13 protein-coding genes are annotated in these 13,009 nt (G+C 67.9%); 7 read left to right on the top strand and 6 right to left on the bottom strand.

The genetic code is table 11. The features are described 5' to 3' along the window. Window positions 1-6: 6 nt before the first annotated feature. From carB to QP552_RS09775, 3 genes are all read right to left on the bottom strand, one after another. Window positions 7-3,249 (bottom strand): carbamoyl-phosphate synthase large subunit, encoded by a 3,243-nt coding sequence (gene carB / locus QP552_RS09785; protein ID WP_286075768.1) that lies wholly within the window; start codon window positions 3,247-3,249, stop codon window positions 7-9. A gap of 149 nt (window positions 3,250-3,398) precedes the next feature. Further along, window positions 3,399-4,526, bottom strand: coding sequence for a glutamine-hydrolyzing carbamoyl-phosphate synthase small subunit (gene carA / locus QP552_RS09780; protein ID WP_111204707.1), 1,128 nt, complete (start codon window positions 4,524-4,526; stop codon window positions 3,399-3,401). Window positions 4,527-4,815: 289 nt separating this feature from the next. After that, entirely contained in the window at window positions 4,816-5,496 is a 681-nt protein-coding gene (locus QP552_RS09775; protein WP_286075926.1) for a dihydrodipicolinate reductase C-terminal domain-containing protein, read from the bottom strand. A 120-nt stretch (window positions 5,497-5,616) separates the two neighbouring features. Here QP552_RS09775 and QP552_RS09770 point away from each other — a divergent pair, with 120 nt between their 5' ends. Genes QP552_RS09770 through QP552_RS09760 form a run of 3 tightly spaced genes read left to right on the top strand, consistent with a single transcriptional unit; the run spans window position 5,617 to window position 7,433 of the window. Next, window positions 5,617-6,396 (top strand): 3-oxoacyl-ACP reductase, encoded by a 780-nt coding sequence (locus tag QP552_RS09770; protein WP_286075924.1) that lies wholly within the window; start codon window positions 5,617-5,619, stop codon window positions 6,394-6,396. Between the two features lie 4 nt (window positions 6,397-6,400). After that, entirely contained in the window at window positions 6,401-6,796 is a 396-nt protein-coding gene (locus tag QP552_RS09765; RefSeq protein WP_106550409.1) for a MerR family transcriptional regulator, read from the top strand. Window positions 6,797-6,851: 55 nt separating this feature from the next. Then, window positions 6,852-7,433 (top strand): NAD(P)H-dependent oxidoreductase, encoded by a 582-nt coding sequence (locus tag QP552_RS09760; RefSeq protein ID WP_286075767.1) that lies wholly within the window; start codon window positions 6,852-6,854, stop codon window positions 7,431-7,433. A gap of 103 nt (window positions 7,434-7,536) precedes the next feature. Here the strand turns inward: QP552_RS09760 and QP552_RS09755 are convergent, their stop codons facing one another. The 3 genes from QP552_RS09755 to QP552_RS09745 are packed head-to-tail and all read right to left on the bottom strand — an operon-like array spanning window position 7,537 to window position 9,907. Next, on the bottom strand, window positions 7,537-7,791 hold the full coding sequence (locus tag QP552_RS09755; protein WP_111113411.1) for a DUF6587 family protein: 255 nt from the start codon (window positions 7,789-7,791) through the stop codon (window positions 7,537-7,539). Further along, window positions 7,791-9,656, bottom strand: a complete 1,866-nt coding sequence (locus QP552_RS09750) for a ferrous iron transporter B (protein ID WP_111113410.1) — start codon at window positions 9,654-9,656, stop codon at window positions 7,791-7,793. Before QP552_RS09750 ends, QP552_RS09755 begins: the two co-directional genes overlap by 1 nt. Next, complete coding sequence (locus tag QP552_RS09745) at window positions 9,653-9,907, bottom strand: FeoA family protein (RefSeq protein ID WP_005409473.1); 255 nt, start codon at window positions 9,905-9,907, stop codon at window positions 9,653-9,655. Before QP552_RS09745 ends, QP552_RS09750 begins: the two co-directional genes overlap by 4 nt. Window positions 9,908-10,026: 119 nt before the next feature. Between QP552_RS09745 and QP552_RS09740 the strand changes: the two genes are divergently transcribed. From QP552_RS09740 to QP552_RS09725, 4 genes are all read left to right on the top strand, one after another. Next, the gene (locus tag QP552_RS09740; RefSeq protein ID WP_111113409.1) at window positions 10,027-10,815 is read left to right on the top strand and encodes an enoyl-CoA hydratase/isomerase family protein; all 789 of its coding nucleotides are present in this window, start codon (window positions 10,027-10,029) and stop codon (window positions 10,813-10,815) included. Window positions 10,816-10,817: 2 nt separating this feature from the next. After that, entirely contained in the window at window positions 10,818-11,219 is a 402-nt protein-coding gene (locus QP552_RS09735) for a VOC family protein (protein ID WP_053442944.1), read from the top strand. Beyond that, window positions 11,216-12,112 (top strand): hydroxymethylglutaryl-CoA lyase, encoded by an 897-nt coding sequence (locus tag QP552_RS09730; RefSeq protein WP_106550414.1) that lies wholly within the window; start codon window positions 11,216-11,218, stop codon window positions 12,110-12,112. The genes QP552_RS09735 and QP552_RS09730 overlap by 4 nt, the downstream gene beginning before the upstream one ends. A gap of 100 nt (window positions 12,113-12,212) precedes the next feature. Further along, window positions 12,213-12,983: an SDR family oxidoreductase gene (locus tag QP552_RS09725; RefSeq protein WP_111113408.1), complete on the top strand. Its 771-nt coding sequence runs from the start codon at window positions 12,213-12,215 to the stop codon at window positions 12,981-12,983. Window positions 12,984-13,009 lie beyond the last annotated feature (26 nt).

Raw genomic sequence — 13,009 nt, 5'->3', positions numbered from 1 at the left:
GGGCTCTCATGCATTCAACTCCTTGTGCAGCTCCTGCAGCGACCAGACGGGGCCGGTGCCACGGAATTCCAGTGAATCCACCAGCGCCTTGGCGCCGGCAATGGTGGTCGAGTAGGTGACGCGGTGCTGCAGCGCCTCGCGACGGATCGAGAACGAGTCGTTGATCGCCGAACGACCTTCGGTCGTGTTGACGATGTAGACGATCTCGCCGTTCTTGATCGAGTCGACGATGTGCGGACGACCTTCGACCACCTTGTTGATGATCTCGCAGTCCATGCCGTGCTGCTGCAGCCATGCAGCGGTGCCACGGGTCGCCACCAGGCTGTAGCCACGCGCCAGCAGGGCCTTGGCCACCGGCAGCACGCGCTTCTTGTCCGGATCGCGCACCGACACGAAGGCCTTGCCGATCGGCGGGGTCTTGATGCCGCCGGCTTCCTGCGCGCGCGCGAAGGCGGCGTTGAAGGTACGGCCCACGCCCATCACTTCGCCGGTGGATCGCATTTCCGGCCCGAGGATCGGATCGACGCCCTGGAACTTGGCGAACGGGAAGATCGCTTCCTTCACCGAGTAGTAGTCCGGCACGATTTCCTTGGTCGCGCCCTGCTCGGCCAGGGTCTTGCCAGCCATGCAGCGGGCGGCGATCTTGGCCAGCGGCATGCCGGTGGCCTTGGACACGAACGGCACGGTGCGCGAGGCACGCGGGTTCACTTCCAGCAGGTAGATGGTGTCGGCACCTTCGTCGCTGGTCTGGATCGCGAACTGGGTGTTCATCAGGCCGACCACGTTCAGGGCCTTGGCCAGCTCCACCACCTGGCGACGCAGCTCGGCCTGGGTTTCAGCCGACAGCGAGTACGGCGGCAGCGAGCACGAGGAATCGCCCGAGTGCACGCCGGCTTCTTCGATGTGCTCCATCACGCCGCCGATCAGGACGTTGCCATCCTTGTCGGCGATGATGTCGACGTCGCACTCGACCGCGTTGTCGAGGAAGCGGTCCAACAGCACCGGCGAATCATTGGACACCTTCACCGCGTCGCGCACGTAGCGGGCCAGGTCGGCTTCGCCGTAGACGATTTCCATGGCGCGGCCACCCAGCACGTAGCTCGGGCGCACCACCAGCGGATAGCCGATCTCGCGGGCCAGCAGCAGGGCTTCCTGGTCGTTGCGGGCGATGCGGTTCGGCGGCTGCTTCAGGCCCAGCTTGTCGACCAGCTGCTGGAAACGCTCGCGGTCTTCGGCCAGGTCGATCGAATCCGGGCTGGTACCGATCACCGGCACGCCGTTGGCTTCCAGCGCGCGCGCCAGCTTCAACGGGGTCTGGCCGCCGTACTGCACGATCACGCCCTTCGGCTGTTCCAGTTCGACGATTTCCAGCACGTCTTCCAGGGTCAGCGGCTCGAAGTACAGGCGGTCGGAGGTGTCGTAGTCGGTCGACACGGTTTCCGGGTTGCAGTTGACCATGATGGTTTCATAACCATCCTCGCGCAGCGCCAGTGCTGCGTGCACGCAGCAGTAGTCGAACTCGATGCCCTGGCCGATGCGGTTCGGGCCACCGCCGAGGATCATGATCTTGTCGCGGTTGGTCGGCGCGGCCTCGCACTCGTCCTCGTAGGTCGAGTACAGGTAGGCGGTACCGGTGGAGAACTCACCGGCACAGGAGTCCACGCGCTTGTAGACCGGGCGCACCTTGTGCGCACGGCGCAGCGCGCGGATGGCCGCTTCGTTGGTGCCGGTCAGCTGCGCCAGGCGGGCGTCGGAGAAACCGGCACGCTTCAGCTTGCGCAGACGCGCAGCGTCGAGCGCGTCGATGCCATCGGCGGCGACGGCGGTTTCCGCGGCGATGATTTCCTCGATCTGGTCCAGGAACCAGTGATCGATGAACGACAGTGCGTAGATCTCTTCAACGCTCATGCCGGCGCGGAACGCATCGGCGACGAAGAACAGGCGCTCCGGGCCCGGGGCCTTCAGCTCACGGCGCAGGGTCTGCAGGTCGTCTTCGCTGGTCAGGTCCAGGCCGGTCGGGTCGAAGCCAACCTTGCCGGTTTCCAGGCCGCGCAATGCCTTCTGCACCGACTCCTGGAAGGTACGGCCCATGGCCATCACCTCGCCCACCGACTTCATCTGGGTGGTCAGGCGCGCATCGGCCGCCGGGAACTTCTCGAAGGCAAAACGCGGGATCTTGGTGACGACATAGTCGATGGACGGCTCGAACGAGGCCGGGGTCAGGCCACCGGTGATTTCGTTCTTCAGTTCGTCCAGGGTGTAGCCCACGGCCAGCTTGGCGGCGACCTTGGCGATCGGGAAGCCGGTGGCCTTGGAGGCCAGCGCCGAGGAACGCGACACGCGCGGGTTCATCTCGATGACGACCACGCGGCCGGTCTTCGGGTTGATGCCGAACTGCACGTTCGAGCCGCCGGTATCCACGCCGATCTTGCGCAGCACGGCGATGGAGGCATCGCGCAGGCGCTGGTATTCCTTGTCGGTCAGGGTCTGTGCCGGGGCCACGGTGATCGAGTCACCGGTGTGCACGCCCATCGGGTCCAGGTTCTCGATCGAGCAGACGATGATGCAGTTGTCCGCGGTATCGCGGACCACTTCCATCTCGAACTCCTTCCAGCCCAGCACCGACTCTTCCACCAGCACTTCAGTGGTCGGCGACAGCTCCAGGCCGCGGCTGACGATCTCGACCAGCTCTTCGCGGTTGTAGGCGATGCCGCCACCGCTGCCACCCAGGGTGAAGCTGGGGCGGATGATGGTCGGGTAGCCGACGCGGGTCTGGATCTCCAGCGCTTCGTCCAGGGTGTGGGCGACGGCGGCGGTCGGGCACTCCAGGCCGATCTCGCCCATGGCCACGCGGAACAGTTCGCGGTCTTCGGCCATGCGGATCGCTTCGCGCTTGGCGCCGATCAGCTCGACGTTGTACTTCTCCAGCACGCCGTGGTCGGCCAGGTCCAGCGCGCAGTTCAGCGCGGTCTGGCCACCCATGGTCGGCAGCAGCGCGTCGGGCTTTTCCTTGGCGATGATCTTCTCGACCGTCTGCCAGTTGATCGGCTCGATGTAGACGGCGTCGGCCATCTCCGGGTCGGTCATGATCGTGGCCGGGTTGCTGTTGACCAGCACCACGCGGTAACCCTCGTCACGCAGGGCCTTGCAGGCCTGGGCGCCGGAGTAGTCGAACTCGCAGGCCTGGCCGATGACGATCGGGCCAGCACCGATGATGAGGATGGTCTTGAGGTCAGTGCGCTTGGGCATTTTCTTCTCTAAGTCAGTACAGCGTGACAAGGGGGGTGATCGCACGCTGTCGATCAGGAATCTTGATCCGCAGCGCCGCGCCAGGGGCAGCAGCGATGCGGCGGCTTACGGTCCATCGCGACGCCACCGGAGGGCCGGCGGCGTACTGATCACGCCTTGGCCTGCTCCATCAGCACCACGAAACGGTCGAACAGCGGGCCGACGTCGGTCGGGCCCGGCGACGCTTCCGGGTGGCCCTGGAACGAGAACGCCGGCACGTCGGTGCGGGCGACGCCCTGGTTGGTGCCGTCGAACAGCGAACGGTGGGTCACGCGCAGGGTGGCCGGCAGGGTCGTTTCATCGATCGCGAAGCCGTGGTTCTGCGAGGTGATCATCACCCGGCCGTTGTCCAGGTCCTGCACCGGGTGATTGGCGCCATGGTGGCCGTGGCCCATCTTCATGGTCTTGGCGCCCGAGGCCAGGCCCAGCAGCTGGTGGCCCAGGCAGATGCCGAAGGTCGGGATCTTCACGTCGATGAAGGTCTTGATCGCTTCGATGGCGTAGTCGCACGGTTCCGGGTCACCCGGGCCGTTGGACAGGAACACGCCGTCCGGCTTCAGCGCCAGCACTTCGGCAGCCGGGGTCTGCGCCGGCACCACGGTCACTTCGCAGCCGCGCTCGGCCAGCATGCGCAGGATGTTGGTCTTCACGCCGAAGTCGTAGGCCACGACCTTGAACTTCGCCGGCACGCTGACGAAGGCATTGGCGTCCAGGTCCAGCTGGCCCTCGGTCCAGGTGTAGGTCTTCTCGGTAGTGACGACCTTGGCCAGATCCATGCCTTTCAGCCCCGGGAACTTGCGGGCGGCTTCCAGTGCCTTTTCCACGTCGATGTCGCCGGCCATCAGTGCACCGTTCTGCGCGCCCTTCTCGCGCAGGATGCGGGTCAGCTTGCGGGTGTCGATGCCGGCGATGGCGACCACGCCACGCTGGATCAGCCAGTCCTGCAGCGACACCTGGCTGCGCCAGTTGCTGGGACGGCGCGGAACATCGCGCACGATCAGGCCGGCCGACCACACCTTGGACGCTTCATTGTCCTGGTCGGTCATGCCGGTGTTGCCGATATGCGGATAGGTCAGCGTGACCATCTGCCGGGCGTAGGACGGGTCGGTCAACACTTCCTGGTAGCCGGTCATGGCGGTGTTGAACACCACCTCACCGACGGACAGGCCGGGCGCGCCTACGGATTCGCCCTCGAATACGGTGCCGTCTTCGAGGACGAGGATTGCGGCTTGGGTCACGGGAATCTCACTTTGGCTACCGAGGGGGCTGCCGAAGTCACGCCTGCGCTTCACGGAAATCCGGTTGCAAAAAAGCGCGGACGTACGGTCTGGGACCGGTCCGGCTTTCGTGATTCGGCGAGTGCGAATTGTAGCGCTGCCGGGGCGCTCGCGCCAGCGGTTATCGCGCTTCATGAACAGGCGATTGCGCATTCATTTCAATCCGGCGGCGTATGCGGCGCCCGCTGGTAGCGCCGGGCCATGCCCGGCGGAACCGACACCGACGCCGGGCACGGCCCGGCGCTACCGGTTAACGCGGCCCGTCCAGCAGATCCCGCACCCGATAGCTGCCCGGGGCCCGCCCCTGCAGCTGGCGGGCGGCAAACAGCGCGCCGCGGGCGAAGATGTCACGGTTGGTGGCCCGGTGCACCAGTTCGATGCGCTCGCCCAGGCCGGTGAACTGGACCAGATGCTCGCCGACGATGTCGCCGGCACGCAGGCTGGCGTAGTGCGGCTCCGCCCCGCCCCGTTGCGCGGCGGCACCCAGGGTCAGCGCGGTGCCCGAAGGCGCGTCCTTCTTCTGGGTATGGTGCGATTCGACAATGTCGCAGTCCCAGCCGGCCACCGCCTGCGCCGCGCGCTCGACCAGCTCGTCCAGCACCGCCACGCCCAGGCTGAAATTCGAGGCCCAGACCAGCGGGATCTTCGCCGCCGCCGCCTCCAGCGCCTGGCGCTGCGTGCTGGAGATGCCGGTCGTGCCCGAGACCAAGCCCGCGCCACGCTCCACGCACAGCGCCAGCATCGGGTCGAAACCCTCCGGCAGGCTGAAGTCGATCGCCACGTCGAACACCGGCGCACCGGGCAGCTCGCTGGCGGCGAAGAACGGTACGCCATCGACCACGCGCTGGGCCGGCGCACGACCGGTCACCGCGGCGGCGATCTGCAGGGTTTCGGGGTGTTCGGCGGCCAGCCGCAGCAGGGCCTGGCCCATGCGCCCGGAGGCGCCGTGAATGAGCAATCGCAGGGGAGTCTGGTTCATGCCTGCAGGCTAGCGGCAGCACGCCCGCTCCGGCAAGCGCCATCGCTGCTACGCTGCATGCCCTTTCATGCAATGGATGGCAGCTCCCTCATGCAGATCAGCGAACAGCTGGTGCTGGTCACCGGTGCCGGGCGCGGACTTGGCCAGCACATCGCCCGCGCCTTCGCCGCACAGGGCGCGCGCGTCATCGTCAACTACCACCGCAGCGAAGGCGCCGCACGTGCCCTGGCTGCCGAGCTCGGCGGACAGGCGATCGCACTGCCGGCCGACGTCACCGACCGCGCCCAGGTCGATGCGATGCTGCAGCAGGCACTGGCCCACTTCGGGCAGGGCGTGACAACCGTGGTCAACAACGCGCTGGCGGCGTTCTCGTTCAATGGCGATGCCCGCGACAACGCCGCAGACATCGGCTGGCCGGCCTTCCAGGCCCAGTTCGAAGGCAGCGTGCGCGGCGCACTGAACACCGTGCAGGCTGCCCTGCCCGGCATGCAGGCCCGGCGTTTCGGCCGCGTCATCAACGTCGGCACCAACCTGTTCCAGAACCCGGTGGTGCCCTACCACGACTACACTGCGGCCAAGGCCGCGCTGCTGTCGCTGACCCGCACCCTGGCCGGCGACCTCGGCCCGCACGGGATCACCGTGAACATGCTGTCCGGCGGACTGCTGCGCACCACCGATGCCAGCGCCGCCACACCCGAAGCGGTGTTCGACTACATCGCGGCCAACACGCCGCTGCGCAGCGTCACTACCCCGGCCGAATTCGCCGATGCTGCATTGTTCTTCGCCAGCCCGTGGTCGCGCGCGGTGACCGGCCAGAACCTGGTGGTGGACGGCGGACTGGTGCGGGACTGAGCCGATGCGCATTTCCGAAGTCAGTCGCCTGACCGGCGCCAGCGCCAAGGCCATCCGCCTGTACGAGGCACGCGGGCTGCTGCCGCCGGTGCCACGCGTGAACCGCTATCGCGACTACAGCGAACAGGACGTGGCCTGGGTGCAGCTGATCCGCCAAGCGTTGGCGCTGGGCATCACGCTGGCAGCGATCTCCCGCCTGCAGGGCCCCGATGGGCGGCTCGACTGGCCCGCGGTACTGGCCTTGCTGGAGCAGCAGCGCAGCCACATCGCCAGCGAACGGGCACGACTGGAACAGGTCGAACTCGCCCTGCGACAGGTCAGCGACGAACTGCAGCAGTGGCTGCACTCCGGAAGCGGCGACTGCGTGCTGGAACCCAGCGGCTGCACCACCGGGGTTTGACTCTGCCCCAGGGGCAGGCCGCACCCTCGCGCACTTTCCACTGCCCGAGGTTCCCGTGTCCCGTTCCATCCTGATCCTGCTGGGCCATCCCGACCGCGACAGCCTGTGCGGCGCCCTCGCCCAGCGCTACGCCACCGCCGCCGAGAACGCAGGCCATCAGGTACGCCTGATCGCACTGGGCGAGCTCGAATTCGACCCGGTGTTGCGGCACGGCTATCGCCAGATCCAGCCGCTTGAAGCCGACCTGCAGGACGCTGCGGATGCGATCGAGGCCTGCGATCATCTGGTACTGGTCTACCCCACGTGGTGGGGCGCGATGCCGGCCCTGCTGAAGGGCTTCTTCGACCGCGTGCTGCTGCCGGGGTACGCCTTCCGCTACCGGCGCGATTCGGTGTGGTGGGACCGGCTGCTGGCCGGGCGCAGCGCACGGGTGATCACCACGCTGGATACACCGCCCTGGTACTACCGCTGGATCTACCGCGATCCGGGCATCACCCAGATTCGCGCGACCATCCTGGAATTCTGCGGCATCCGCCCGGTGCGGATCAGCCGCCTGGGCGCGGTGCGCAGCAGTTCGCAGGCGCAACGCAGCAAGTGGCTGGCGCTGGCGGCAGAGCTCGGGTCACGGGCTGCGTAGATCCACGCCATGCGCCACAGCCCAGCAGATCCACGCCATGCGTGGATGGGCCCCGCAAGCGTGCGAACCAAGGTTCGCACCCACCAGGGCAGGAAAAGCAGCGTCAGTGCTGCTTCGGCGGAGTCGGCCCGCAGCTGTCGCAGCCACCACAGGCGCCACCGCCGCCCGTCGCTGGCGGCGCGATCTTCCGCCCCAGCGCCTGCAGCCAGGCGGCGCGGCCTGGCTTCAGCAGGGCCAGCGCCAGCGCCCCGCGCAGCTTGCGCACGGTGCCGGGGAACTGCTTCTTCAGCACCACCCAGGCACTGACCAGCACGGCCACCGCGATGATCAGGTACTGCAGCAGCAGGCCGGTATCCATCAGCCGCCTCCCAGCGCCCTGGTCACCTGGTAGGTGATCAGCGCGGCCACGTAGGCCGCCGCGAACAGGTAGAACGCGGCGAACGCCATCTGCTTCCACGAGTTGGTCTCGCGCTTGATGGTGGCCAGCGTCGAGATGCACATCGGCGCGTAGATGTACCAGACCAGCAGCGAAAGCGCGGTGGCCAGCGACCAGCCGTCGCTGATCAGCGGGGTCAGCGCCTGGCTGGCGGCATCGTCATCGGCCGCAGACAGCGCGTACACCGTGGCCAACGAGGCCACCGCCACTTCGCGCGCGGCCAGGCCGGGAATCAGCGCGATGCAGATCTGCCAGTTGAAGCCCAGCGGCGCGAAGAACACCGCCATCGCATGGCCGATCTGGCCGGCGTAGCTGTAGTCGATGGCCGGCATGGTGGCGCCGGCCGGGGCGGCCGGGAACGACAGCAGCACCCACAGCAGGATGGTCAGCGCCAGGATGATGCCGCCGACGCGCTTGAGGAAGATCATGCCGCGCTCGTACAGGCCCACCGCCAGGTCGCGCACGTGCGGCAGGCGGTACGACGGCAGCTCCAGCATCAGCGGGTGCTCGCTCTTGTCGCGGCGCCACTTCTTCATGATCCACGACATCGCCAGCGCGCTGAGGATGCCGGCGGCGTACAGGCCGAACAGCACCAGGCCCTGCTGGTTGAACACGCCCCAAACCGTCTTCTGCGGAATGAACGCACCGATCAGCAGTGCGTACACCGGCAGGCGCGCCGAACAGGTCATCAGCGGCGCCACCAGGATCGTGGCCAGCCGGTCACGCGGGTCCTGGATGCTGCGGGTGGACATGATGCCCGGCACTGCGCAGGCGAAGCTGGACAGCAGCGGGATGAACGAGCGGCCAGACAGGCCGGCAGCGGCCATCATGCGGTCCAGCAGGAACGCCGCGCGCGGCAGGTAGCCGGATTCCTCCAGCACCAGGATGAAGAAGAACAGGATCAGGATCTGCGGCAGGAACACCACCACGCCACCGACGCCGGCGATGATGCCGTCGGTCAGCAGGCTGGCCAACGGGCCTTCCGGCAGCACGCTGCCGACGAACTGGCCGAGCCAGGCAAAGCCGGCCTCGATGCCATCCATCAGCGGCGTGGCCCAGGCGTACACCGCCTGGAAGATCAGGAACATCACCACCGCCAGGCTGATCAGGCCGAACACCGGGTGCAGCAGCCAGCGGTCCAGCGCGTCATCGATCTTCGCGGTACGTGCCGGCATGCGCACGGCCACCGAGAGGATCTGGCGCACCTTGGCGTGGTAGTCGATGCCGCCTTCCGGGCCCGGCACAGGGGCATCCAGGTGCGGCACCATCGCGTCCAGGCGCTCGACCAGGGCCTTGGCGCCCTGCTTGCGCACCGCCACGGTCTCCACCACCGGCACGCCCAGCTCGCGCTCCAGCGCGGCCACGTCCACCTGGATGCCGCGGCGCTGCGCCGCATCGACCATGTTCAGCGCCACCACCATCGGCTTGCCCAGCTCGCGCAACTCCAGCGCGAAACGCAGGTGCAGGCGCAGGTTGGTGGCGTCGATCACGCACAGCAGCACATCCGGCGCGGCTTCGCCCGGGTAGAAGCCCCGGCACAGGTCGCGGGTGATCGCTTCATCCAGGCTGGCCGGTTGCAGGCTGTAGGCACCGGGCAGATCGAGTACGGCGAATTCGCGGCCGGACGGCGCACGCAGGCGGCCTTCCTTGCGCTCGACGGTGACGCCGGTGTAATTGGCGACCTTCTGCCGGCTGCCGGTAAGCTGGTTGAACAGTGCGGTCTTGCCGCTGTTGGGATTACCGACCAGCGCGATACGCAGCGGGGCGGTAGTGGCAGTGGCGGTCATGCACGTCGTTCCTGGCTGGCGGCGTCGACCACGACGCGCTTGGCTTCACTGATCCGCAGCGCGAACCGGGTGAACCCGACCTGCACCAGCAGCGGTTCGCCCCCCACCGGACCCTTGGCCACCAGGCGTACTTCCTCGCCCTTCACGAAACCCAGCTCGCGCAGGCGACGGGCGATGGCATCGTTGGCATGCAGGTCCTGCACGGACTCGACCACGGCCGAGGTGTGCAGCGGCAGTTCGGACAGCGTCATCTAGCGTATTCTCTGCTGGATGTAAATGGTTCTCGATTCTAACATTCCCGCGTCGCGTCATGGCCCATGACCAATGGCCCGCTATGATCCATACAGGTATGGAGTGACCCTGGAATCCCATGAACGATGCTTTGCAGATCGAGCGCAGCGGCGCCGCCCTCACCCTCTGGCTGAACCGGCCGGAGCTGCACAACGCCTTTGACGCCGGGCTGATCGCCCGTCTGACCGCTGCACTTGAGGCCGCCGGCCGCGATGATTCGGTGCGCGCGGTGGTACTGGCCGGCCACGGCGCCTCCTTCTCGGCCGGTGCCGACATGCAGTGGATGCGTGGCATGGCCGCCGCCAGCGAGGCCGACAACCGTGAGGATTCACTGGCCCTGGCCCGGCTGATGCGCACCCTGGACGAGCTGCCCAAGCCGACCCTGGCCCGGGTGCATGGCGCGGCCTTCGGCGGCGGCGTCGGCCTGGTCGCCTGCTGCGACATCGCCATCGCCAGCACCTCCGCCCGCTTCGGCCTGACCGAAAGCCGCCTCGGCCTGCTGCCGGCGGTGATCTCGCCCTATGTGATCGAGGCCATCGGCCCCCGCCAGGCCCGCCGCTGGTTCGCCACCGGCGAGCATTTCGACGCCGACACCGCGCTGCGCATCGGCCTGGTCCACCAGCTGGTCGAGCCCGAACGCCTGGAGGAGGCCGTGCAACGCCAGCTGGCCCTGCTCGACAAGGCCGGCCCGATCGCCTCGTCCACCGCCAAGCAGCTGGTGCGCCAGGTCCGCGACAGCCATGACCGCGACACCCTGGATCGCGATAATGCCGCCCTGATCGCGCGCCTGCGGGTGTCCGCCGAGGGCCAGGAAGGCCTGGGCGCCTTCCTCGACAAGCGCGCACCCCACTGGGTCACGGAAGCCTGAACATGCTCGATCATCTTGGTTTGACCAGCGCCGACCTGGCGCGCAGCAAGACCTTCTTCCTGCAGGCACTGGCGCCACTGCAGATCGGCGTGGTGATGGAAGTGACCGCCGAACAGACCGGCGCCCACGACCACATCGGCTTCGGCAGCGACGGCAAGCCGTTCTTCTGGCTTGGCAATGGCGGCACTGCCAGCCACGGCGTGCACGTGGCCTTCGCCTGCGCCAGCCGCGCCCAGGTGGATGCCTTCCATGCTGCAGCGCTTGCCGCCGGTGGCCGCGACAACGGCGCCCCGGGCCTGCGCCCGTGGTACCACCCGGATTACTACGGTGCCTTCGTGCTCGACCCCGACGGCAACAACATCGAGGCGGTCTGCCACCGCCCTGCCGATGGGGCAACCGCATGAGCGACTACGTCCGCATCGTCGAGGTCGGCCCGCGTGACGGCCTGCAGAACGAAAAGCAGTCGGTATCCACCGCCGACAAGATCGAACTGATCAACCGCCTGTCGGCCACCGGCCTGCGCAGCATCGAAGCGACCAGCTTCGTCAGCCCGAAGTGGATCCCTCAGCTGGCCGATGCCGCCGAGGTCTACGCCGGCATCCAGCGCCGGCCCGGCATCCACTACCCGGTGCTGGTACCGAACGAACAGGGCTACGACCGTGCCCGTGCGGTAGGCGTGGAGGAAGTGGCGGTGTTCACCGCCGCCTCCGAGGCGTTCAACCGCACCAACACCAATGCCGGCATCGATGAATCGCTGGCCCGCTTCGAACCGATCCTGCGCCGCGCCGCCGCCGATGGCGTGCGCGTGCGCGGCTACGTCTCGACCGTGCTCGGCTGCCCCTACCAGGGCGAAGTGCCGCTGGCCGACGTGGTGCGTGTTGCACGCGCCCTGCACCAGATGGGCTGTTACGAAATCTCGCTGGGCGACACCATCGGCGTCGGCACCCCGCGCAAGGCACGGGCGATGCTGCAGGCGGTGGCGGCCGAGATTCCGATGACGGCACTGGCCGTGCACTTCCACGACACCTACGGCCAGGCCATCGCCAACATCGCCACCTGCCTGGAAGAAGGCGTGCGCGTGGTCGACAGCGCGGTATCGGGCGCCGGTGGCTGCCCGTATGCGAAGGGTGCCAGCGGCAACGTCGCCAGCGAGGACGTGGTCTATCTGCTGCAGGGCCTGGGCCTGGACAGCGGCGTGGACCTGCCGGCCCTGGCCGAGACCGGGCGCTGGCTGGCCGGCCTGCTTGGCCGCGCCACTGCCAGCCGCACCGGCCAGGCGCTGGCCGCCGCCGGTTGATGGTGGCACTGCGCCGCCCTTGCCGGGCGGCGCAGTGCACAACGGCGACGGTCCCGGCTTCCGTTAGAATCGGCGGTTCTCGAACCTGCAGGACCGTTCAATGCAGCTGTCTTCCGTACGTGCCGTGATCACTGGCGGCGTCTCCGGCCTCGGCCTGGCCGTGGCCCAGCACCTCGTCGCCCAGGGCGGCAAGGTGGCCCTGTTCGACCTCAACGACGACAAGGGCGCTGCCGCCGTTGCCGGACTGGGCGCCGACAAGGCCCGCTACTTCAACGTCAACGTCAGCGATGAGGCGGCGGTGACCGCGGCCATCGACCAGGCCCACGATTTCCTCGGCGGCCTCAACGTGGCGATGAACTGTGCCGGCATCCTCGGCGCCGGTCGCGTGCTGGGCAAAGAGGGCCCGATGCCGCTGGCCGGTTTCCAGGGCACGGTGATGGTCAACCTGGTCGGCAGCTTCAACGTCGCCAAGGCCGCGGCCAACCGCATGCAGCACAACGAAGCCGGCACCGACGGCGAGCGCGGCGTGATCATCAACACCGCCAGCATCGCCGCCTATGAAGGCCAGATCGGACAGGCTGCCTATGCGGCCAGCAAGGGCGGCGTGGTCTCGATGACGCTGCCGATGGCGCGTGAACTGTCGCGCTTCGGCATCCGCGTCAATACGATTGCGCCTGGCGTGTTCTGGACGCCGATGGTCGACGGCATGCCCGAGGCCGTGCAGCAGTCGCTGGCCGCCTCGATTCCGTTCCCGTCGCGCCTGGGCAAGCCGGAAGACTTCGCCAGCCTGGTCGGCTTCATCCTCGGCAACACCTACCTCAACGGCGAGACCATCCGCCTGGACGGCGCTACCCGCCTCGCTCCGAAGTGATTCCCCCCGGGCGCCGGGACGGCGCC

This window comes from Stenotrophomonas sp. 59 (assembly GCF_030291095.1).
Taxonomy (GTDB): domain Bacteria; phylum Pseudomonadota; class Gammaproteobacteria; order Xanthomonadales; family Xanthomonadaceae; genus Stenotrophomonas; species Stenotrophomonas maltophilia_Q.
The sequence above is the reverse complement of the archived record's forward strand: the minus strand, read 5'-3'. Positions and strand labels throughout refer to the sequence as shown.